General features: G+C 40.3%; 19 protein-coding genes and 1 pseudogene. 2 read left to right on the top strand and 18 right to left on the bottom strand.

The annotated features are described in order from the left end of the window. Nucleotide 1: 1 nt before the first annotated feature. The 14 genes from CDH51_RS19635 to CDH51_RS19570 are packed head-to-tail and all read right to left on the bottom strand — an operon-like array spanning nt 2 to nt 19,283. The gene (locus tag CDH51_RS19635; protein WP_157807179.1) at nt 2–4,555 is read right to left on the bottom strand and encodes a contractile injection system tape measure protein; all 4,554 of its coding nucleotides are present in this window, start codon (nt 4,553–4,555) and stop codon (nt 2–4) included. Beyond that, the gene (locus CDH51_RS19630) at nt 4,503–7,364 is read right to left on the bottom strand and encodes a hypothetical protein (RefSeq protein WP_100630277.1); all 2,862 of its coding nucleotides are present in this window, start codon (nt 7,362–7,364) and stop codon (nt 4,503–4,505) included. The genes CDH51_RS19635 and CDH51_RS19630 overlap by 53 nt, the downstream gene beginning before the upstream one ends. Before the next feature lie 4 nt (nt 7,365–7,368). Further along, nucleotides 7,369–8,124 (bottom strand): hypothetical protein, encoded by a 756-nt coding sequence (locus tag CDH51_RS19625; protein ID WP_100630276.1) that lies wholly within the window; start codon nt 8,122–8,124, stop codon nt 7,369–7,371. A 7-nt stretch (nt 8,125–8,131) separates the two neighbouring features. Further along, on the bottom strand, nt 8,132–11,761 hold the full coding sequence (locus CDH51_RS19620; protein ID WP_100630275.1) for a hypothetical protein: 3,630 nt from the start codon (nt 11,759–11,761) through the stop codon (nt 8,132–8,134). After that, the gene (locus tag CDH51_RS19615; protein WP_100630274.1) at nt 11,762–12,175 is read right to left on the bottom strand and encodes a GPW/gp25 family protein; all 414 of its coding nucleotides are present in this window, start codon (nt 12,173–12,175) and stop codon (nt 11,762–11,764) included. 1 nt (nt 12,176) lies between these two features. Further along, nucleotides 12,177–12,476, bottom strand: coding sequence for a PAAR domain-containing protein (locus CDH51_RS19610; protein WP_100630273.1), 300 nt, complete (start codon nt 12,474–12,476; stop codon nt 12,177–12,179). 5 nt (nt 12,477–12,481) lie between these two features. Then, on the bottom strand, nt 12,482–14,281 hold the full coding sequence (gene vgrG, locus CDH51_RS19605) for a type VI secretion system tip protein VgrG (RefSeq protein WP_100630272.1): 1,800 nt from the start codon (nt 14,279–14,281) through the stop codon (nt 12,482–12,484). A gap of 8 nt (nt 14,282–14,289) precedes the next feature. Beyond that, nucleotides 14,290–14,952, bottom strand: a complete 663-nt coding sequence (locus tag CDH51_RS19600) for a CIS tube protein (protein ID WP_100630271.1) — start codon at nt 14,950–14,952, stop codon at nt 14,290–14,292. A gap of 1 nt (nt 14,953) precedes the next feature. Beyond that, nucleotides 14,954–15,139, bottom strand: coding sequence for a hypothetical protein (locus CDH51_RS19595; protein ID WP_100630270.1), 186 nt, complete (start codon nt 15,137–15,139; stop codon nt 14,954–14,956). Then, on the bottom strand, nt 15,140–15,598 hold the full coding sequence (locus tag CDH51_RS19590) for a phage tail protein (protein WP_100630269.1): 459 nt from the start codon (nt 15,596–15,598) through the stop codon (nt 15,140–15,142). Nucleotides 15,599–15,603: 5 nt separating this feature from the next. Beyond that, the gene (locus CDH51_RS19585; RefSeq protein ID WP_026948145.1) at nt 15,604–16,056 is read right to left on the bottom strand and encodes a phage tail protein; all 453 of its coding nucleotides are present in this window, start codon (nt 16,054–16,056) and stop codon (nt 15,604–15,606) included. A gap of 41 nt (nt 16,057–16,097) precedes the next feature. After that, complete coding sequence (locus CDH51_RS19580; protein ID WP_100630268.1) at nt 16,098–17,687, bottom strand: phage tail sheath family protein; 1,590 nt, start codon at nt 17,685–17,687, stop codon at nt 16,098–16,100. A gap of 31 nt (nt 17,688–17,718) precedes the next feature. Continuing rightward, the gene (locus tag CDH51_RS19575) at nt 17,719–18,705 is read right to left on the bottom strand and encodes a dihydrofolate reductase family protein (protein ID WP_100630267.1); all 987 of its coding nucleotides are present in this window, start codon (nt 18,703–18,705) and stop codon (nt 17,719–17,721) included. A 2-nt stretch (nt 18,706–18,707) separates the two neighbouring features. After that, nucleotides 18,708–19,283 carry a DUF4255 domain-containing protein gene (locus tag CDH51_RS19570; RefSeq protein WP_100630266.1) on the bottom strand — a complete coding sequence of 192 codons (576 nt, stop codon included), beginning with the start codon at nt 19,281–19,283 and terminating at the stop codon, nt 18,708–18,710. 178 nt (nt 19,284–19,461) lie between these two features. Between CDH51_RS19570 and CDH51_RS19565 the strand changes: the two genes are divergently transcribed. Next, on the top strand, nt 19,462–19,803 hold the full coding sequence (locus tag CDH51_RS19565; protein WP_100630265.1) for a hypothetical protein: 342 nt from the start codon (nt 19,462–19,464) through the stop codon (nt 19,801–19,803). Nucleotides 19,804–19,852: 49 nt separating this feature from the next. Here the strand turns inward: CDH51_RS19565 and CDH51_RS19560 are convergent, their stop codons facing one another. The 4 genes from CDH51_RS19560 to CDH51_RS19545 form a co-directional block, all read right to left on the bottom strand. Then, nucleotides 19,853–21,208, bottom strand: a complete 1,356-nt coding sequence (locus CDH51_RS19560; protein WP_100630264.1) for an ATP-binding protein — start codon at nt 21,206–21,208, stop codon at nt 19,853–19,855. A gap of 181 nt (nt 21,209–21,389) precedes the next feature. Further along, the gene (locus CDH51_RS19555) at nt 21,390–21,980 is read right to left on the bottom strand and encodes a hypothetical protein (protein ID WP_100630263.1); all 591 of its coding nucleotides are present in this window, start codon (nt 21,978–21,980) and stop codon (nt 21,390–21,392) included. Then, on the bottom strand, nt 21,973–22,470 hold the full coding sequence (locus CDH51_RS19550) for an RNA polymerase sigma factor (protein ID WP_100630262.1): 498 nt from the start codon (nt 22,468–22,470) through the stop codon (nt 21,973–21,975). The genes CDH51_RS19555 and CDH51_RS19550 overlap by 8 nt, the downstream gene beginning before the upstream one ends. Next, entirely contained in the window at nt 22,467–23,300 is an 834-nt protein-coding gene (locus CDH51_RS19545; protein ID WP_100630261.1) for an alpha/beta fold hydrolase, read from the bottom strand. Before CDH51_RS19545 ends, CDH51_RS19550 begins: the two co-directional genes overlap by 4 nt. A gap of 381 nt (nt 23,301–23,681) precedes the next feature. On the opposite strand from CDH51_RS19545, the pseudogene CDH51_RS20150 reads away from it, so the two are divergent. Next, nucleotides 23,682–23,912, top strand: a pseudogene (locus CDH51_RS20150) (hypothetical protein); the annotation flags it as partial. Nucleotides 23,913–23,916 lie beyond the last annotated feature (4 nt).

Here is a 23,916-nt window from a genome sequence, read left to right as displayed (position 1 = left end):
ATTATCTCCATTTGACCTCTAATGACTTTTCCATCCAAGGCAGTCTAATCATGCCTATATTCCATGAAACCGAATCCAATAAAACATCAACCCCCGTCCTCGCCACACTAAGCTTAACACCTTCCTCACCATATTCTAGGATTCCCTCCCGCTGCAAAAACGTTTCTCGAACGGCTTCAACAGAAGCTTTTTTCATCTTTTCCCAATTACTTTGCATGCCTCTGATCAAGCTTTCAGAAAGGTTTATTTCTTCTTCGCTCAGTTCGACTTCCTCCAGATGTTGACTACTTTTCATACCGATCAAAAGCTTGTTTAAAGCCATTTCATACTCAGGAAAATCATAGCGACCAAATGCTATATTCTGAAGAATATAAACAGCCCTGGACTGATTTTTTATAGGAATTACCCCCTCCTCAAGAATCCCTAATCTTGAGAACAGAACAGATAAAAATGGCCAGCAAAGAATCAGGCCTGCATTCCTTATTTTTACCTGATCTCCAACTTGTGGTACATCTTGTTTTTCAACTTTTGTGGAAGGAAACTTTTGCTTAATGACATTTTGATAGGCTAAATACTTTTCGTACTTAAACTCTTGCTTTTGAGCTATTTTACTAAAAACTGAATTCCAGTTTATCACTGAATGGGATTTTACTAAATAGGCAAGAAACTCTTCAAAAAAGGCTCTTGAAAATGTTTTCTTATTCTTTTTATAAAATTCGTAGGCAAAGCCTAATACCAAAGACTTCCATAAGCCGGGATTAAGCCTTGACCCATACATCCACACACTCCAAGATATCATCTCACTTAATTGTTGTTGAATTCGAGGATCCTCAAAAAACCAGCGTTTGATTAGATCTAATTCATCGGAGCGGTTGATAGCCTTTTTAATCAAACGATCCAGATTCTCCGGATTCCCTTGCAAACTCTCTAAACTGTTCTTTTGGTCAGTATCTAGCCGGGGAATGGAAGTAGTATTTGAAATTGAAGTACCATCCGTTTCATCAGAGACTTGTTTAGCTCCATTCGAATCCACTTTTCCATTGCTTCCTTGTTTGCTGCCCCGTAAGGATTCAAACTCCTTAAGGCTTGAAAGTAAATCCCTGTAGTGATTTTTGTACTTACTATTGCTTAGCCAAATAATTAATAGTTGAATCTGATTGAGGTTCAAGCCGGATATAAGGTTTGAAAGTCCCTTTTTTGAAAAAAGTAAAAGCATGACTTCTGCTAATTCCGGACTAGCCTGTTCAATTCCTTTCAGGGTATTAAAAAGAAGTGAATAAGCTTCTTTAAATGGTGACCACCAAGGGATATATCCCTCTTTCTTTAGAAAAAGCAGCGAAGAATTAAGTGATTCCTGCTCTTTATCTCCCAATTCTTGGGGTTCGGACTTTCCATTTCTTGTCTCTTTAAGGACCTTTCCAAATGTATCTCTCCCAAAATTGCTCAAAGTCAAACCTTGAGCTGAAATAGGTCTATCTATTTCTTCCTGCAATTGCGATGAGAAAGAAATATATCCGGGACTCCTGGTAAGAAACTGCCCTAAATTTTCCCAGAAATCATTCAAAGTCCCATTTTTAGATAGGATCCCGGAAATAAATGCCAACAGTAATTTTCGCCACCGGGTTTGATATTGTCTATTAGAAAAATAGCCATCAGAGAGCATAAATAAGCCCAGCAGTTCATCCTTCAATTCTTTTCTCAATCCTAAAGCTGGAATTAGCTCTCGAGTTATTTTCTTTTCCAGGGAAGGAGAAGACAGATCAGCGTTCTCTTTCAACAGTTTATTCAAATCACTGTAATTGAACAATTCTTTCTTTTGGAGCCCTTTATTCAGTTTACCAAGGGATTGATTTGATACTTCTGGGGAGACTCGACTAATAGAAACCAGAATATTTCGCATATCGGAATAATTGGACATCAAAAATTCCGAAAAAGCGCGCCATTCCGATTCGCTCATCAATCCCTGCAAATCGGGAAGTCTCAAAATCAAATCTGGCAGGTGGCTATCGAGTGATTCCTTTAATAGTTGGGGTTGATTTTGAGTGAGAATCAACAGGCGCTTCAAAGAGCTTAACTTTCTCCTTTGTGACCATGCAGAAAATTGCTCCTGGGGATCAAAAATCAAACGAATATCCTTCTCAATTATCCCCAATACTTGTCTATTCGAATAATTCACATCAGAAGAAGACTTCAAAAAATCCTTGAAATCCTCCTCCTTGATAGACAGAAGATCTGACCAGTCTTTTGCTTCTATTTCCTTTGAAGAATAGATGGAAAAAATAAATGCTGAAGAATGTTTTTTAGCAACCTTTCTCAGATTTAAAAAGCCGACAGGAACCCCTCCCTTATTCTTTAGCGAAAGCCATAACAAATCAGTCATTTGCTCAGGCATGTTTATTGAAAAGTCAGAGCTCCAATTCAATAGCCTGCTTTTCTTCCTTTGTAATTCCGCTTCTTTGGCAAGCAAGGATCTCTGAAGGTCCTCAGGCATCGTTGGCATTCGGGCGATAAGAGCCAATGCGTCCTCCAGAAAATTAAGCTTGGAAACTAGGAAAGAAATGAGCCCGGATGAGCTTGGGGTGAATTCAACCAAGAAGGTCTTCCAAAGTAGCTCATCCAGCAGATCGGGTTTATTGGATTTGATCTGGAAAATTGACCTTAACTTTTGTGAGCGTGTCAGGACATCTTGAGTAATATTCCCTCCAAATTTCTCCAGATAATTAATCAAATAAGTAGAATCAAGCTCCTGTAACAATGACCAAATCCGCTTGGAAAGTAAGGGATAAGATGGTGATGAACCTTGCTTGAGCCAGTCTATCAAAATTGGTTTTTTCTTTTGAAGGACAGTCTCAAGACTTAGAATTAAATCCTTTTTATTAATCTCTGAAAATGAACCATTTAAAACTCCCGAGCTTAAGTATTTCCAGAGTATTTGTTCAGCAATTGTCTCCGAGTCATAAGCATCCTTGGAGTGTTTTTCTTCTTCTACCCTTGAGAGAATTGGTTCCTGAAAAGCCTGCTCTCTCTTGATACCTCCCTCCTTCAGTATTTCTTGCTGAATAGGATTAGACTTATTTTGGTTTTGCCTGGAATTTGATTGCTCACGGAGGAGCGTTCCCAAAATTAGCGGTGCTTCTGGAATTCCATGATCCACACCCACATCAATCAAGAATTTTAGCTTAAGAAGCTGGGCTTTTGATTCCAAATTGAAATAATCCAAAGCAAATGCCAGTAGGATTTTATACCAATCCTCCTTATTCAGCAGCATCAATGAATTGCTCTCAACCAGCTTCGCAGCAAAGGAAAAGAGTTCTTTTGCAGTTATTTCTTTAGAGGATGATTTGAACCCTTCTGACTCCTTTTGAATGAAAGCGAGGGAGTGGTCTGTCATTCTCTCCCATAAATCTCCCTGCTCGCCTGCAATAATTCGAAAGAACTTTTTTTGCCCATTTGGATTCAATTGATTCCAAAAGCCAGGGTACTTTTTCAACAATACATTGAATACCATTCCTGAATCAATCCATTGAGAAAGCCAAAATGGAATTATTGCAGTGGGAGAAGAATAATTGAACCATTCAATCAAACCCGCAGAATCTGGAAGCTCCTCAAATGGCTCAGCGTCCGTATTTTGTTCTGCAACCCATTCAATAGTTTCTTTAAACGTTTGGTGCCATTGAGTTTTAATCGGAACCTGTTCTACAAGTTGAATAATCTCTTTCAGGAAAAGCTCAAAATCTAAATTGTGATGAGCCGCGATGGATTTCAGAAAGTTGTTGCTGAAGCTCATCCGGTTAAACCGAGGTCCAGAATCCAATGCGATGTAATTAATAATAAAAAGATTCAAAGCTACCTTAAGCTGTTTCTCAGAAGAGCTTAGCTCGGGTTTCTCCTTTTGTACAGCCAAATAAGTCTCTCTGTAGCCGAGTACCCATTCAGCATCCTCGGGGATCAGAAGCTGGACTATTTTGTCAAAATAGTCATCGTTCAGTATAGCAATCCGACTCCGTACGGATTCATTTCCCAGAATTAGACGACCTATTAAGTCTGAAAAGTCTTTGGGTGAATTTCCAAATAATTCATCCAAAATCGAATCAAGGTCCCAGGCAGAATCCATCCAGGAAGGGAAGTATCCTTTCATTAAAAAGCTCTCCATAGCAAGGAGAATCAGCTGATTTTGGAGCTTAGCCCCATTATCGGGATTTTGTGAAGACAGCCCTATTCTTCCAGCAATCTCTTTCTTTAGTGCCTCTCTCAAAAGATCATAAATCCGCTCTCCAAGGCCCTCATCAATATCCTTTTCTGAAATTTTACCCAGATCAATCGCCAGATAATCAATTTCAAGACTGATCCCCTGAGAAGGAATGCTTTTAAAAGAACGCTCAAGGCTTGGAAGAAGAGTGGAGTGTACCAAATTCTCAAATTTTTGATTGCATTCAGATGCCAGTTTTCTCGTAGGGTACTTAAAAGAAAGTAAAAGTTCATCTACCTGGTTTTGTTGCATGTTAACCACCCGCTCCTCCTTTCTCCAATTCAGATAAAAACTTATAGAGTTCAAGAGCTTTGGATACAGTATCCTTATCAGACCTATCCTTTAAAAAGGCTTTTTGCCAAGCCAAGAACATTGGTTCAAAACGCCTAAATTCTTTAAAATCAATCCAGTAAACATTCATTTGGAGGTGAGCCGGAACCCGCTCTTTGACTTCGGTTTCAACAAAATGTCTAAAATACCTTTCCTGAAAGCGAGCAGGCCAGTCGGGAAAAACCAAGGAAGATTTTAAATTGAAAAAATCTTCACCGACGATTGTTCCATTTGCCAGTTTTCTCAAAAAAATGAGAGATCGCTGTCTGTAAATACCTTGATCATGAAGAGTCCCCTTCATTCTCAATTTCTCAATCTCCAACAAGGACAGCTGACCCGATAGACTAGGCTCTCCGGCAAATAGGTAAGCAAAGTCTGAAGTGTAATCAAAAAGATAGTCTAAATCGCTTTCAAGACTTTTATCAAAACTGATAATCCTGTCTCCTTCTTCAATCCTGATGAAAAACTGATCACCTGTTTTCTCATAAAACTCCTTATTGATTGCTGACTGGTAAAAAGCTTGAAGCCCATTAGACCGCTCCGTATGACTGGAAAACCATTTGGACCGTGCAAATGAATTACCCCACTCATCTCTGATTTCAAAACCAAATTCAGAATCAGAAAGAATGGATTTCAAAAGAATGTGATCGATCAGATACATTCCTTCAGATTCGATATTTTTCTGCCTAAAAAAAGCGATATTCTTACCTATTGCCTGAAGTGCATTTTCAACTTTTTTTCCTTCCCATACACTGACCCATGTTGAATCTGATTTCTGAAAAAGCACCTCTACCTCTTCAGAGTCCTTGCTTGTTTTGGAAATCCAGTAATTTTCAGCATCTAAAGTCCTTTCAAATAGATCTTTGATGGTGATTTTCCCCAATGAAAAACCCGATGAAAGCTCCTGATCAAGTTGAGTAAAACTGCGCTCTTTCTTACTTAGAGGCCTGTATTTTAGAATAAAATCATCGTATTGGGTTTTTGTCCTTACAATTCCGTTTGAATAAATAATCTCATCATCAGACTTAAATGGAAAAAAGTCAGGAATTAAGCCTGTTTTTGTTTTTTCAAAACCTAAAATGGAATTCAGCCAATCTAAAAGGACGAAGTTGATAGATTCCGTCTGCTTACTTTCAAGTGATGCGCGGTTTTTCGAATAATTGAATGTGGGAATTCGACTTAAAACATCAGCCTTTTGCAAGAGCATGATAGATAGAAATTGCTCCTCTGATTCAAACAGATTCAGCTTGAGCGATAGCTGGTATGGTAAGGAATTGAACTGTTCGCCAAACCTGGCTAACAAATGATCTAAAACCCGGTTTTTACGCCTTAACCATTCCAGCGAAGTTTCGCCAGTCTGTGGGTTCTTCTTTCCATGGGAAAAGTCTGAACCCATATTGGCTTTCATCTCCAGTTCATCTTTTCCTATGTTGGTCTCATATTCCTGCCCGAAATAGCTCCCTTTCTCAGCATCAAGAGTAGGATCGAAAAAATCTACTAAATGCCCTAATTGAGCCAAATAATTAGCTAAATGCTTTTCAAACAGCATTAAATACCCTTTCAATTGCCTGACTTTTGCATGCCTTTCCAATGGCTCGCGGCTAGGAAGTCCGTCTTTACTCAACCCATAGATTCCTGGAAAATGATGTTGGATGGAATGATACTGCGAAGGGTTTCGGAATTTCCCGTTGAGCTGACCTCCCCAAATATTTTCCTTATAAAGATCCACCTGATAAACCCGATAGTTCTTAGACCAAAAGTCCAGCAATAGATCACCAACCCGGTTTTTATTTGCTCTTTGTAAATTTCCATTGACATACAACTGAATGGTAGAATAGACTCCGGTTGGTTCATAAAAATTGGTATTGATAGCTGCATAGCTTCCCTCAGGGAGTCTTATTTCCTCTGAATTTTCGCTGTTTAGAAAACCAAAACTCCAACATTTCTTCACTCCATTAATCTTTGAAATCAATTGTTGGATTTTCTCTGTATATAATTCTTTGCTTCTAGGCTTGAGCTCGGAATCACGGATAAATCCCCTTTTCAATCTAGGTCCGGAAAAGATATCTTCCATTCTATTCCCATCCTTTATCAGCTCCTCAAGGCTGGCAAAAGCAACCGGATGGTAGAGATAGACCTCCAGTACAAAAAGAATCTCAGCCATGAGCCGGTCTACATCAAAATCACCATTGACTTCAATATTTGCGCTTAGACTGATTTCCAGTGGAGAAAGTAAAATGGGTGGATCAAAGTCCTCACAAAGATTTCGGTTTTCAAACAGGAAATCATTTAGTTTAGAAAGGAAGTTCTCTCCCTCTTTGGGATAATTTTTTAAACGCTTCTGAAATGAAAGAGAAGGAAGAATTTCGAGTTGGTAAAGACCATTGATTGCCTCTTCCCCTGCAAGGGAGTAGGCAGGTTCTATCCAGCAATTTTGAACCTCCGGAAAGGTATCGATAATTAATTTTCTAAAATCATTGGCTGTAACAGGATGCGAGCTAAAAACTTCCGCCGGTGAAAAAAAAGAATTTTTCTTCGTGTCGATGGAATGGGCTTTTTTTGTAGTCAGCAAATCCTCAATGGGAAAATCAGTCTTAAAACCTAACTCAGTAATCCCATAACAGAACTGTTCGAGGATAGTCACACCGGGGTCATGAGCATTGTAATCCGTCCAGATTTTGCCACTCAACTCCTGGACATAGGAAAGCCCTTTTTCCTTCAGCAAATTATAATCTTGCGATGGTTTGGCTTTAAAGTCCTTTTGTATGGTCCCGGGCTTTTTCATGAAATCAAGGCTGGCTTAAAAATTCATCATCCCAGAGTTTGGCTATCCGATAGGTAATTTTGGAATCACCTCCATAATTACTCCCTGTGCGGATCTGTAAAGAATAATTAAAAGTGTCCCCTCTCCACCTGCATTGGATTTTATTCCACCAAAACCCATAATAAGCACAGGTTTTGGAGATTTTTGGTTTGGACTTTCCAAATGTGCTTAAGGCTGTGGCATGGAGAAGGGCATATTTTCCCTTTTGTTTTCTTCCGGCATGGGCTACTATTTCAAATCCCTGACAGCCAGTAAGCTTGGTAAGTACATTATGCCATTTTCCATCTGCTGGAATCTGTCCTTGCCGATACACTCCCACCCTACCTTCAGAGGCAATCATACCGGCAACTTCCAGCTTTTGGCTAGGTGAATCCGTACCGATTCCGACATTTCCTCCTTTTTGAAAAAAGATGGTTGGACTGTCTTTTCCCCTTTCTTTCAGGATGATACCTTTGGTTTCCCCTTTTCCATTCACCAAGACATAACTTGCCTTTTTTTCCTTCAAGGAATCATAAAAACTCAGCAACACTTCTTCATCTCCTGATGGAAATATCATCAAGCCTTCCTCCTCACTTTTATTGATCCCATCATCCACTTTATTGAACATGGAATCAATCAAAATCGCAAAGTGCATTTCTGTCGGGAGCATGCCACTTCGGAAGTATTTCTTCAGTTGCTCCCGGTCATTGATCACTATACTGCTTTCGGATAAAATTGCCATGTAAGCTTCAGGATTTGTTTGGTTTCACGGAATGAATAATAAAATCGGAGTCTATGGAAAGATCCCCAATACTGGCTAGATCAGGATCCTTCAATGCCAGATCACTTGTAATTTCAAGCTGATGGGAAGATGCAGAAGTCAGAATGGCATAGGGACTGATAGTTCTTAAGCGCTCAATTCTTCGATTTTCAGCGGTATCTATGATTTTGTATTTTCCCTGAACCTCAACAATTTGAAGGACTGAAAAGGCTGTGATGGATTCAACATAGGGACGGGATTCAATGAAATTCTGTATCTCTGCCTTATAAATAGCTCGAATAAAGCCTTTTTCTTTTTGAAAGTCTCCCGGATTGGGTGATAGAAATTCAATGAGTTCCTGCTCGAGCTTATCCCGATAATATCCTGCCTGATTGATGAATCGAAACTGTACGGCGGCGCGGACCTTCAGTTTTTCAAAGACAGGGTTGGAAACCTCCAACCTAGAAAAAGGAGAAATAAACTTTTGTAGATAGCGCTTGATTTCATTTAGAAGCTCAAATGGAGCTCGAAACCCCTCCTCTCTACTTTTGGATAGCAGCGGGGTATGTGGAATTACCACTACCTGAATATTACTGTTCTTGACTAATTGGAGGGGAAAATCACTTCGACCATAGACCATCACTCGTCCAATCTGAGGAAAATGCTCCAAAACCAAGCGTTCGATATCCCAGGTGCTTACACCTCTTCCCCGGTGTCGGGTCTGTTCACTGATTCGAACTCTATCTTGCTGTGGGGTCTTTTTTAGACCCGGGATTTTCAAATGGAATGGCCCCAATACTCCATCTAAGAGGCTGTTTGCATTTGACAGTAATTGTGGAGACTGATGAATCTCCTCGAAATTCATTTCGATATCCTCCACCCCTTTCTTTTCAACCAAAAGAACAGCATTGACAAATAGGGACATCAGTCTACTATTGATATCCTTACTTCCAATATTACTGACTCGTAACCATACTTTGCCGGAAGACAAGCGGGTATTACAATCATCAAGGATTGAGGGAAGTTTGATCTTTACTATGCCAGATTGAAGCATGCCATGGGTGGTATCTTCCAAAATCAAATTACCCAAAGGAAGCCATTGGTTTTTTTCCAGAATTTCCCACCGCACAGCAGGCGCTTTGGTAATCGTATGAATAAAATATGCTGGATGAAGTTTGAAACCCAAATTGATAATTTGATTTGCCTCCAAATCAGTCAATCCAATGAGTAAATTCCCCCTTCCATTTATCTGGGGTACCAATCTAGATCCTGTGGAACGGGAAGCCGGAAATACCTGAGTATACCCGAATGGAAAAATATGGTGAAAGCGAATACTTTCCTGCTCTCCGTCACTTTTCCGGGTAAAATTCTCCTTGGTGTAATTGCTGTAGGTAAATTCAATTTTTTCAAGATAGGGTGTATAGGCTGGTTGAGGTAAGTCTTTTTTCCTTTTGGGGAATCGGCTGTTGTAAAATGAAAGATCAGCGAAAACCTTGGTGTATTGTTCATGCCCAAATACAAAGGGTTTTGGAGCAGCGATTCGAATTGATAAATAAAGAAGTTGTGAAATCTTTTCCAATCGAGTAGGAACAGGAAGAACGGATAAATCCATCAAATCCAAATTAAGCGTAATGCCTTTTTTAGTGGACAAATATGTTCCGTCGGGTTTCTCTATCTCATCGAAAAAAGAAAACTCCTGATCTAATTCAGAGTCCTCATCATTTTCAATATAGGCATCAGAATTTATCCCTACCTGTCCCTTAAAAGTCTGATTGGTAATAGGCTCTGGATAGGCCTTGTAATAATCAGCAAAACCATTGCGCTCTTCAGGAAGTCCAAGCCATGTCAGATTGAGAGATAGTCGGGAAAGATACCTGTTAATGACTGCCGGATGATATAATTTCAAATAGGAATCCTTGGTAGGTAAGGATCCAAATGGGAGAAAAGGAGCAGATGAATCAAGTTTACCACCCTGATTATAAAGCTCAAACCCATTGCTCACCCCTTTGGAAAGCGTATGGATTTCCATGGTGACAATTTCAAAGAGGCTCAAAGCTTTGTATGGAGGATAATGGGCCGTATTATTAATAAGAAACCTCAGAGAAGGCCAAGGACTTTCAGCCTGTTCTCCATGTATTCCTGCGGTAAAGGGAAAGGGTAATTCTTCATCCCCTTCAGGCTCCAATCTAAAAATTAAAAGATTCTCAGTAAAAACGAACTCTACCTGAATATAATTAAGCTGGGTCCATCCCGCACTAGTGCTCAGAAAAACAGTGAAAGCCTCATTCAAAAAACTATGGGTAAAACTTTTTTGCTCCTCCTCCTCCGGCTTGAGAGAATGATCCATAAACCGCTCTTTGGATACTAGGAGCTCCGAGATAAAATTGTTGAAATTACGGCTGGAGGAAGCGGATAATTCAATTGATATTTTGAAAAAATGAATCCCCGACTCCACAAGCAAGACTGGAGATGAAATAACAAAGCCTAATTGGCTACTTGTCAGTGCTCGTTCTTGACCACTTTTTTTACTTAAATCTTCCCCCAAACTGAAAGGGAAGTCAGCTGATTGATTGCCTTGAAAGCTTATTTCTTGTTTTCCGTCTCCCTTGACAAGAACCTGATCATAAATGGTATTAAGTGAAAACTCTCCTACCTTATCTCCCGATGAAAACGGATAATATTCACTCTTATACAGCGTTCGAAGTTCAGCTATTTTTCCCTTGCTCAATTCACTAGCGTAGGGGTTTTCCATGGCCACTGTTTTTTTCGAAGGGAAAACCAAATTGAAACTGGAATTTTCAGGCAGATACTTTGCCCCTGGCTTGGGGATAAGACCAGCCAATACTTCAATGGGAAAGGGGTGTTTTGGAATCTGGTTCAATAAACGCTGATAATAAAAGTCCAAATGCTTTTCAGTCAAGGTGTTTATATCCTTTTGGACCTCCTGAAAAAGTCTTAACCCGGCGATTAATAAGCCCAGATGGGGTTGTAGATCGCCATTTGGATTTTTTATCATCTCTTCAAAGCGAAGGGCCGCAAATTCTGTGATATACATCAGATTTTTATAGGCTGTCTTGAAGTTCTCCTTGATACTGTTTTCAGTAGATCTTCCGGAATAACTCAATGAGATACCCGCTGCCTGAAAATCATTCTGACTATATTTTTTTTGAGCTTTTAGAGAATCAGAAATTACAGGCTCCAAAAATTGTAGCCCATTTCGGATTTCCTTGACGATTGGACCTGAATAATGGCAAGCATCAAATAAGCCTTCCCAATAGAATAGCTTCTTTATCATAGCCAAAAGATTGACTGACATTTCTCTTCTAATCTGGGCAGGCGGCTCTCCGATTCCTCCCCATTTGATATCCAAGTCCTCTTGAATGGACTTAAATTCATCCAGATTAGTGGAAGCAATCAGTCCTACAATAAAAATCGGATCATGGAGTAAAAATGGTCTCCAGTTACCTATAGGCCTTTTTTCCAGATCGTAGTAGGCTACAGATTCGGCATACTCCAACGTAAATTGAACCAACTCAAGCAAAGAACGCTCATCCGGCACCACAAAAGTGGGCTCCAATTCAGGCAGCATTCTTCCAGATTGATTGATCCCGTTTTTCATTTACAAATTGGTTCCTTCCTTGAAATAATATGGGTAAACCATATTGGTCCTGGAATTAGTGATGATAACCGTATAGTCTATGTAGATCAGTAATATCCCTTCATGTAACTTTTCTTTGCCAAACCTGATTTCCTTCACTTTAATCCGGGGTTCATAATACAAAAGCGAATCACTGATCGTATCTCGAAGCAAGGTCAGGTAAGTGGGGTCATCCGTTTCAAATACAAAGGATAAAAGATCGCAGCCGAACTTGGGATCCATGACACGCTCTGAAGGTATTGTACCCAGAATAATCCGGATACTCTGTTGGATATCCTCTTCCGCAGAAACCATAGCCACCCACTTCGAGTCCATCTCAAAGGCAGGTGGAAATGCCCAGCCATTTCCCAGAAATGTTTTAGTAGAGTCATCCATTTTATCCTCCTATCATTACCGTGGGACATCCTAATACTATGGAGCCACCATGTGCGGTCGTATCTCCCATTCTTGCGGCAGGTTTCCCGCCAATCATCACTGTCGCAGATCCTTTAACAATACTATCAGGTGGACCTACACAAACACACATATCGCCTAACACAGCTGCTGGAAGTTTTCCTATCAAAACCGTCGGAATACCGGGACCCACGACAGGGCCTCCTACATGAGGGATTGGTGGTAGCCCGGGAGTTTGCATTGGGCAAGTGTGCATATCGGTTAATCGTGCTGCTAGTGGCATATTTTTTAATTTATCATGACCATTGCTCCCTTAACTGTCGTAGTGCCTGAGGCTGAAAACTCAGCAGAAGCATTTCCTGCAGCCTTCATAGATACATCTGCTTCTAGATCCACATTCATACCTTTTCCTTTGATATCCCCTCCAGAAGCTTCCAGATTTATTCCAGTCACTGCCTTGATATCAATTTTACCTTCGGCATTCAATGTGATATCTTTTGCACTACTGAGTTTAATACCCGTATTATCCATGATACATTCGTTGTTATTACAATCCTTTAGGGTAATGCTTTTCCCCTCATCATCTAGTATGAAGGTGTTTTCAGCAGGAGTTTTGATGGTAAGAACTTTATCTTGATCATTAAAAAGGATTTCAATACCAGATTTTGAGTGAATGGCTTTTTGGGTATTATCCGCATCGGGTTCTATTTTCGGCTTATTCTTCGAACTGTATAGGCTTCCGATAATAATGGGGAAACGGGGGTCCCCATTCAAAAAGGTTAATACGACTTCATCTCCTACTTCTGGAAAGAAAAAAATACCTGCCTGATTAGAGGCATAATTAAACGCCAATCTAGCCCAGAGCATATTTGAACCTGAATCAGCCTGAAAAGAGGATAACTCTACCTGTACCCTATATTCGTTATCTGGATCCTCATTAATTTTTTTAACAGTGGCCAAATGAGTCCCTTTTACACCGGGCAGCAAACCCATACCATCCTCTTCCTGCACACCCGGGAGGGAAGCATGCCATCGAGGGTTTACCCCTACAAAAACACGGGTTTTCCAATCACCTTCTGAGCAATCATGCTCTATTTTTGAAATAAATGCAGTTCCATTAAACCGGGAATTAAAATTTTTGAGTTCTACCAAGTCTCCCGGCTTAAGCTTATTCGTTCCCAGAATGGTAATCTTTCCCTGTACCTTAGAAAGTATTGCTTTACTGACCCAACTTTTTGAAAAGCTCATCAATTCTTCTTGACTCACAGGAGCGGATGTGAATTTATTGATTCCGGGGTTTGATGTGTTCTCAGCAAGTTTATTGGCAGTTAAATTACTGACCTCCAAATTATCAGATAGTGAAGTAGTAACCGAAACCACCGCCTGGGTTTTTGGATCCCAAGAGGATAATGTAATGTCAGGGAAAGTATTTTCACCACTCAGATCTAAGTCGGCATCAATCACAATCATATCAGCCTGAATGCTATAATCAGCTGACCCTGAAAAATCGAATTCTTTTACTGAAACCTTATCCTGATCAGTCAAAACAAAAGCATTATTAGCTTCTGCCCGAATCACCAAATAATCCCAATCCGATGAATTGTATTGAAAAAGTGGATAGGAATATTGCTGACCCGAAGATACATCAGCTGTTAATCCAGCATTGGAAATCAGTTGCGAAAACAAATCAGAATCCTTAGAAGTCTCCATCACCTGATTGGCTCTTGACTTGGTTAATTTAAATGCCTTGTTTTTACAGGTAACAGACAGATAGGAAGTTTCACCCCTTACCACGAGCCGCTGACCGGTAATAATACCCTTAAATGAAAGACTTCTTTCATCTCCATAGCCTAAATCGATCTCAATAGCTTTCCCGGGTACAAAATTTTCTGATTCACTATTAGTAAATGGATCATTTTCCAAACCAAACGCCCCACCATCTGAAATTTTCAAGGTAGCTTGGGCGATCCTGTTAATTTCCCATACAATGGAAACACCGATGATTTCTACCGTGGCAGGAAGGGAACTTCCATCGATTTTGATCTCAATGGAAATAGGTAAATCATTTTCTGTTAAAAGCTCTGCCATACTGGAGGTTAAACTAAAGGTGGAAAAACAAGCTGATCACCGGGTCGGATATCCCGAATATGATCCAGAGAGTTAAACTCGGCGACTTGCAGGTAATAACCCGGATCACCATAAATTTTAAAGCACATAGCCGGTAAGGTATCTCCTGCCTTAATCACCCGGATATGCGTAAGATCTGAGGAGTTTCTGGCCTCTTGAGCAGCCTTCTTTTTTACAGGGACAGAACCTATGAAAGTTGCCTTGATTTCAGCTCTTAACGGCGTTCCGTTCAAATCCATCATGGAATAGAGAATATCCCATTCCTTTAACCTTCCCTCAAACAGAGATTGGGTTCCCCAGAGTATTTTGACATAATTGGGTTCATGGATATCTCCGTTATAGGTATAAATCAGCTCTTTTAATTCATCAATCTGATCATCTACCGGATCGGAGGACATCACACCGGTGCTGTCAAAAAAGAAATCCATACTGAACTGCTTGGTACCTGCTCCACGAAATTTGACTGTTTCTGCCGAAACACCCGAGGGAGAAGAATTGGTACTATACTTATATTCAGATTTATCATGATACTGGTCTGGATTGACCAGTACATCATATTCCCCAACTTTTTCTGAAAAATCCGGCTTTTTATAAGCCACGACTTTCATCTTGGTCAATTTCCCTGAATCCATATCAACGGGTGGCGCTATAGTCTATCACTTGGGAAAACTTTTCCTCCAATTCTCTTTCCATTTCCCTTTTGGCCTGATTGATCAAATCCCGGATTTCTTCAAGAGAAACTTCCTTCTTGCGATCAAATTGACCAGAATCAGGAATCACCTCACCCCTGATTACCAACTGCCTGATAATTAATGTCATTTAACTGTCTTTTTTAAAGTGTTTATACTTCAGCGTCAAGGTTTCCAGTGCCAACTCATTTTTCGTACTACCAAGAGCTGATAGTTCCCAAGAAAGTGGTATCGCACGGAAAACAGACCAGGAAGCCAAGGGGCTGCCGTCAGCGCCAAGAAGGATTACCTGAAGGTCTAAAGGCTTGAATTTAAAATCCTCCAAAGCATCTCTACACCAATCATCCAAACTGGAGTTTTGGACCAGACAGCGCTTGAGTACCAGATCCGAATATTGAGGAGGTGAAGGGAGATAATGCATGTAGCTATTATCTCCTCCCTCCTTTTTTTCTGTAACCTTGACGGTAACCTTCAGCCCGGATACCTCTTGAAAACTGCTGTCCATCTCCGGGAAATCCGGAAATTTCACCTGGAAATAGAATGCAGTCGGTGGAGAATATCCTTGCTGAAAGAAACTGTTTTCACCCATTGATCTTAGCCGTTGGCAATAGTCAATCCTTCATGAGAAATCACAATGGATTCCACCGCTACTTCATTCGCATCAGACTTCATATCAGTAGATGTGATTTTAGTAGGCCAAGCATTGTTGAGTGTCCAGGTCATAGTAGGCGATCCAGACTCATCCAAGAGTTTGATCACTACATTCTGACGCTCGATGGTATTCATCTTAATCTTATTGTACCAGTCCCAGAATGCATTATCATTGACAAATACACCCTTTTTCATGGTAACCTGATTATTCTTTACAATACCCGGCATATTAATGGTTGAAAAAACCGGACTGTTGCCATGTCGGTACTCGATAGGTTGCGCTTCGATTTCTAGGCCACTTACCTCCTGAAAAGGTATATCGGTGGTACTACCCCAGTCTACTGAAAAATAAAACTTGGGTAATGGCCAATTGCTGTCTTGTGCTTCTCCTGCCATGATTTATAGTATTTATTGGTTATTTATTTAAAGTGAATGAATTAAGATTTTTGCATTTGTTGCTCGAATGTGACCACGATGAATTCAGCTGGTCTTACGATCGCTAGTTTGACGGTAATCAACATTTTACCTTCCAAAATATCCAGAGCGGTCATGGTAGAACCCAATCCAATCTGCACATCAAAGGCATCCTCCGGACTGGCACCTGCCAAAGCTCCTTGCTTCCACTTTTCGACAAGGAAATTGGAAATTAGACTTTTTACTGTCACCCAGGTATTGGCATCATTTGGCTCAAAAACATAAGCCCGCAACGCCAATTTGATGGATTGCTCCAACATTATCATAGTTCTGCGGACGTTGATATATCTCCAGTCCAAGCTGTTTCCATCCAGTGTTCTACCACCCCAAACCAAAGTTCCAACTCCGGGGAAGGTTCGAATGGCATTTACTGATTTCCCAGATAAAGCATTGACATTCAGATCCTCTTGTTGATCATGAGTAATATTTACAGCGGGCTTGACAACTGAATTCAGACCCACATTGGCAGGGGATTTCCATACTCCTCTGCTATTATCCACCATGGTATAGATCCCTGCCATCGCCGGAGCTGCAGGAAGCAGATTCATGATGGCTCTGATTTCGTCCAGAAGGGCAGAATACGTCGGACTGGTAGCCAATAGCCCCAAGTGATGATTGCTCTCTTTATTTTTGATGTAGCCGGGAAGGACAGACTCCAAATCCTCATCAGATATATCCGGTCGGTCGGCTTTTAAGCGCTCCTTGAATTCATCGGCTGACTTCGGAAAAGCTTCAATGAGGCTTTTGGCTCTTGCCTCTGGCAGGATATCCCCCAAAGCAACCGACTCATCAAAGTTCTTAAAGGTTATCTCCCCTTTCTGAACCACATTGGTTTCCAACCATGGATAGTAAGCAGCTGCGTAACTCAGGTATTCAGTACCGATTTTCTCACGGAATACCTTAATATTATCATCCTCACCATCTTCCCGGCTGTTATATCCGTCATAGATATCAAGAATGGCTACTCTGTTCTGCATTTTGGCACAGTGAGCAAGCATTTGCTTGTAAACCTCATAAGACTCCTCCCCTAAAGCAACGGCATCCGGGATGACTACCATAGTGGGCTCCAATTCCTTGACAAGCTTTAATAGACCTCCTTCCACTGCTTTTCCATTGGCGTCGGTGCCCGTACCCAATAAATCATCTTTTTTGATCTCTATCCCATCCTTTCCGGCATAGGTTCCCACTGAAACGATGTAGCAGGTTCCTCCACCATTTGAGAAGAATAAGCGAATACTGTTGAATAGATAAACCAGATGATTAGCCTTGTAATTGATTGTCTTATCACCACCCGCAAGGGAAACAAGATTTCTATCCCCGTCTTGAGGATCCGAAAGTGTAAATCTCGGACTGAATGCTCCCCCGAATAACTCCAGATAATCAGCAAATGATGTGATCCTGGTAGGCTTGTTTACAAGGGATTTGCCGTTTTTCGAAGCTCTTTCTGTATACCCAATAAAGGCGGGAATAGCAGTAGCCACTTCGACAACCGAACCCGGGAATGCATTTTTTTCTTCAATGTAAACTCCGGGAGTCATGAGGTTTTGTGCCATAATTTTTGTGTTTGTTAGTGTTAGAAATTGATTAAATAAAAATTTGTGAAACTATTGTATCGTCATTTGGGGCTTTTCTATTCAAAACCTCAGGACTAGCTTTCGGCAATTGTTTAATGACTACTTTCAAATCCTCTCCCCCATTCACCTTTTCAACCAATTGGAACTTTGGAGAAACATTCTCTAAAAAAGGAAGTGCAGTTTGTGATTCAAAACTTCTGACTTTTCGATCTCCCTGAATCTGAAATTCAGATTCATGAAAGAGAAAATCCTGATTTTGAGTATCAATTATAGACAATCGATTAAATTTTTCGTAGATATCATCCGACAGCACATAGCGCCAAATTGTCTTTTGGGATTTAAAGCGAATGGTATATTGAACAGGTACTTCGGATTGCTTAAAGGAATTAAAAAGCTCAGAGCATTCTAGCGTTAACAGCCCAAAAGGTGTCTTGCCCATTTTGGATGAAGGTTTATAATAGGTCTTTCTCCCCTCCTGTCCCTCTACCATGAAAACAGAAGATTCACCGGAAAAAAACCGATTGAATTCTATGATCGACACCTCTTGATGATCTTCATCGTAAAGTTTGATCTCTCCTCCATTTAATCGGGACTGCAAATCCCTAATCCCATGCTTTTGAAGTACCTCTAAACCATCTGACAAAGACACAAAATCTCCTTGATGTAAATTCCCCCTATCTGATCTCTCAGGATCGATTGAAAAATAAAAAACCCGCAAGTCAGGCCTAAAGGACCCTCCGAAATCCGTGAAATTAAAAAAGAGCGGATTGGAGTTAAATACATCAAAACAAAGCTTAGCTTCTTCACCCTGCAACAAATCGGGAGCAGCCGAAAGAATATGCAAACCACCCGAGAATGGCTTAAAGACTATGTTTAAATTTTGGGCAAGCAATTTGGCTTCAGTTGTAGGTGAAAAAGATAGCCCATTAAATAATCCTTCTCCTGAATATTCATGAACAACATTGACGCTGGCGATATGAAAGAATTGCTGATTCATACTTAATTAGAATTCTCAGCACCGGTAGAGGAAATCGCCGGAGTGATTCCTTTAATAGGAGTATCATCAAAGACTACCAAACCAACTTTATAAATCACGGAAGGAAGTAATTTGGAACCTATGGCCGACCAAACCTGACTGATATTATCATAATTGAGATTGCATAGCTCAAAAGTTATCTTTTCCACTCTTTTAGACATCCCGGGTATACTGCCAGGATTCATTACTTTTTGATGCTGAAAAAAACTGAGGATCTGAGATATATAATTCAATCCCTCCAGGTAGTTTTTGCTTTTGAAATTGGCGCAAAAAACCAGGTGTAGGTTTAAGAAAAGCGGGGAGGATTTATCCAAAAAACCGGAGCCGCCACCCGATTGTCTCGGAGATTTATTTCGAAGAGTTGTTTCTTCTTCTACTGATAAAAGAAAGCAAATTATCCGGTCTTCCAATTCTGCAGGAATAGCCCCTGAATTATCCAATAATGAAGAGACAACGACTTTGTTATCTGTGAAGCCATATTGATTTTTAAAATTCTGATTTAAAAGTTCTCTGACATGTGCCAGTAATGTATCAATCATCTCACCTAAAAGATTAAATGGGGTTTAAAAAATTCAACACCGTATTAACTGGCCTTGAAAATTCTTCTCAATGTTTTTTTAATTTAGAAAAAATATTAATAATTCAAGCTACCCCAAATAAAATTATAAAATTACTTCTTAGATTAGACAATTATTCGGCTCAGTCATTTATTGTAATATGTACTCTATTTTGTTTTTTATACTCTATATTCTTCTCTTTGTACTGTTTTTCATCCTTAAAAACAATTTCAAGCGAAAGGAAATTTTTCTACAAAAAAATGTAGAACAGCTTGATTTTGAGAAAGAAGTACTCGAGGATAAGCTCAAAAAAAGTCAAGACAAAAATACCCTTCTTGAAAAAGAGCTATTGAAAAGCAATAAAAAACTTGTTGAAATGCAGGCAGTTTTGGATCGTGTGAACACAGAAAATGAATCCCTTAGAAAACTTATATCCGAACTTCAAAAAAGCAAAGGGACAAAAAATGATGATATCACCATTGAATATCTGGTCCAAAAATAATCAGCTACGTGAACACTAATTTTTCCTGTTTTTTGCGAATCAGTACCTTTTAACCGACAATACTTTTTCCTTCTTTAATCCGCTCTAAACGTAAGCCTTGAATAATATCCTTTTGTCTGATTTTCTTCTCATTTCTTGCTAAGGATTTGAGCAGACAAAAATGAAGCACGTTGACGATAGCGGCGGCACTCAACTCCTGTTGTTCCGCCAATTCCCGCAAGTCTATGCTTGACTCATATTCAAATTCCCCGTGAAGTGCATTTTCCCAGACCTTCAACCGTTGGTAGAAGTCCGGTAATTCAAAATCAATAACCAGCTGAAATCTCCTAAAAAAAGCCTCATCGATATTGTTTTTATAATTCGAACAAAGAATAACCAATCCATCAAAATCTTCAATCCGCTGTAACAAATACGAAACCTCCTGATTGGCGTAGCGATCATGGGAATCCGAAGTTTGGCTTCGCTTACCAAAAAGTGCATCCGCTTCATCAAAAAACAGAATCCAATTCTTGTTCTCGGCCAAGTCAAATACACGAGAAAGGTTTTTTTCAGTTTCACCGATGTATTTGGATACCACAAGCGAGAGATCAATCCGATAGACATCCAGATGACAGGCTTTGCCCAATAATGTGGCTGTCAAAGTCTTTCCCGTGCCCGGAGGACCGGTAAACAAGGCTCTAAACCCAGGCTTGATTCTTCTTCCAAACTGAAAGTCACGCTTCAATCGTCTTCCGTGAAGCAACCAATTCTGAATTTCTTTGATCCCTTGATGAACTTCCTCTCCTACTACCAGATCTGACCATTCCTGATCAGTGTGGATACGTTTAGCGGGAAAATCACCATCAAAATCCGGCTTATATACCTCACCTGTAGTTAACAAACTCAAATACTCTTTGGATATTTTTAAAACTCCGCTCAGAAAAGGTTCATCTTTTGAATGATGCTCTAAAGCAAGAATCCCCTCCTTCCCGAAGTAATGCGAAGGATCAAAGAGTCGGATCAATTCAAATCTCCGTTCCAGATTTGACCCAGCTAAAAGGAAAACTGCTGTCTCCCCAGTTGGAAGAAAACCCCGGTGCTTCTCCCCTTTAATACCCCCAAATTCTGTGAAAGGCATATCATAGGTCTGGTTCTTGATATGGAGAATATCCAGCAAGTGAGGTTTGACATGAGGCATCAAAGCCAAAAGCAAAACCAATCGCTCTTCCAAGCCCATCTGATGCCGCGCAACTAATTGAGCATAGGTTGAATCGGAACCTGAAAAATCAGGTAACTGGATTTTTTCAAGCTCAGCTTCAGTTTGACTTTGCTCAAAGGTAATTTTACCCCGCAAAAGCAGCAGCTCCTGAAACCACTGCATTTCTTGCTCCAGGCAATCTGCGTTAGAAAGTTTAAGTGAGGGCATAAATGATTTTTACAAAGAGCTAATTGAAGAACTCTTATTCAATAATATCCAATATATAGTTAATTAAACTTTCATCCCATTCCTTTCGAAAACTAATATAAGAATCACCTTTGTCTAAACCTTACAAACAAATTAGGCCATTTCACTTAGCCCACTTGAAAGCGAGTCTTTTAGCAAATGTTTACTCCAGCAATTTGGCTTTGATTTCCACCACACTTCTCAACTCCCGGATCTCTTTGAGCACATTTCTTCTAATCAAGAGGGTGAGAATAATTCCAGGAATAAAATAAGAACAAACCAAGGCTGCCATCCAAAATGAACTGATATACAGGGAGAATTCTGGCAGTAGTAGCATAAATCCCAAGGTATAGCCCCCCAGAGTTAGGTAGGTCCAAAAGCCGTGTATCCTAAGTCGAAGATGAAGATACTTTTTCTCAGTTTCCAGGTTCTCAATGGCAGCCTGCCCTGCATCCTTTTTCTTACTTTGAAACATACTATATGCTTCAAGCATAATTCTCAGAAAGAAACACCCCAACATCACCCCCACGCCGATATGACTTACCGTATCCCGAAAACCGAAATAAAAGAGTAAGAAATAGCACATCATCAGAAAAGTAGAACCTAAAATCAGCAAAGTGCTGCGTTGAAACTTATAGCTTTCCCTATTCAGGCGTTTGGCCTCTTTGATGAGTTCCTCCATAGGAGGAGGTGTTGGTATGTTTAAGATGGAACTTTGCCAACCTGATTTTAATATATTTCCTAATTCATTCATGATCGATCAATTTTTTGAGTTTGCGTTTGATTCGGTGGATTTTAACTCGGAGGTTACCATCTGAAATACCCAATATGGCAGCGATTTCATCCTGTGGAACTTCCTCCAAAAGCAATCCGGTAATCAAACGGTCTATTTCAGGAAGTTTACCCATGGCTTCAAAAAGCCTTTTTCCCGGATCAGTTTCCATTAATTTAATTTCATCCAAAGTCTCCTGGCCTCTCAGAATTTCAGCCATTCGATTCTCCTGAGATTTCTGTTTTTTGAGGTAATTCAGGCAAGTATTGACTGTGATTCGGTAGATCCAGGTTTTAGATGAAGAATCCTGTCTGAATCGGTCCAACCCATTCCATACTTGTATAAAAACTTCCTGAGTCAGGTCTTTGGATAGGTCCTGATCTCCCTTGACAAAGCCCAGGCAAAGCTGCATTACCATTCGGTAGTGTGCCTGGTAGAGCTCCTCGAAGCTTAAAGGGTTGGAATGATTCACTGCGAAAGTAAAGCTTTAAGTTGCTGATTAAACCATTCTGGCTGATCAAGCATCACATAGTGACGGCTGTCTTTGGCAAGCACAAAGGCCTTATTGGGAAGCTGTTCATATTGCTTTTTCATCGTTTCGATTGCTTCAGTACCATATGGTTGGCCGGCGACTAGTAAAAGTACAGGGGCTTTGATCGAAGAAAGGATAGGACGACTGTCCAATTTAAGAAGGTCGACATAGCCATACACGAAAGTCTTTCTATCAGCAGCCATCATCCAAGATTTGACCTGAAGCTGATCTTGTGGATTAGAAATCATATTCTTGGTCATTTGATCAAGATAGCTACTTTGGGCAGCTTCATCCATGCCCAGGAGTTGTTCATTGTATGGACTTTCATAAGCCAATGCTTCTACCGGTACACCGGGCATCATAACCTCCCGCATACAGGGAAGTGCATCAACCACCAAGACTTTAACCACATTTTCCGGAAGACTCGACGCTAAGTCTAAGGCAAGATTGCCCCCCATACTATGCCCTACTATAGTCAGCTTTTTAAGCTGCTTATTCTTTACATATTCAATCAGATCAATTTTTAATTTATTATACCAGGGCATTTCTACAGGAGCAATTCCTCCAAATCCAGCATAGGTAACCGTGTGTGACTGGTAATCAGGAAGCTGCGTAATAACAGGTTCCCAAACCTCACCGGGAGTAGCAAACCCCGGAAGGAAAAGAATGGGATCGCCTTGGCCCGAAGTATTCACAGAAATAGCCGATTGGGCCAGCAGGATACTTTGAAACCCTGTAAAAACGATTAGTAGAAATAGTATCTTTTTCATGTGTTTATTATTGTTTTTAAGTGGTCACACGGAATCTTTGACGATTAACCCCGACATATCGGGGCATTACCCTGTTTGTTTAATGATAATTTCAATCGTGTCGATTTCATATTCAGATTAGTTGTTTTTCTTCTTGGAAAAAGACCCCCCCCCATTTGTTACAGGGCAATGCCAAAAAATTTAAAATAATCGGGAACTAGAGCTCTTTTAGACAAAGCAGGAAAAAGAACCCAACAAGAAAAAGAAATCAAAAAATCAAAAAAAGACTCTTTTAACCTGATCCAAAAACTACCTGAACAAGAATAGATTCCAAAATAGAGAAGGCTAAATTACCCCAAGCTTGAAAACCATGAACTTTGCCTTCCTTCCAGCCGTGAATCAGACCGAAAAGGCTACATGACTTATCGCCATCATCAGGGACTGAGGAGTTCGCTTATCGAATGTGCCTGGACCACTGTGCAACGCGATCCGGTGATGCTGAATCGATACGAGGAACTATTGCAAAGACATACCGGCAAACGAGCCATAGTTATCATAGCAAGAAAACTCCTGTCAAGAATATATCATGTCCTAAAAACCGGTGAACCTTACCAAATAGGATATTCCACTTAGTCCG

The organism is Algoriphagus formosus (assembly GCF_002807035.1).
Classification (GTDB): domain Bacteria; phylum Bacteroidota; class Bacteroidia; order Cytophagales; family Cyclobacteriaceae; genus Algoriphagus; species Algoriphagus formosus.
This window is presented reverse-complemented; position numbering and strand designations above follow the sequence as displayed.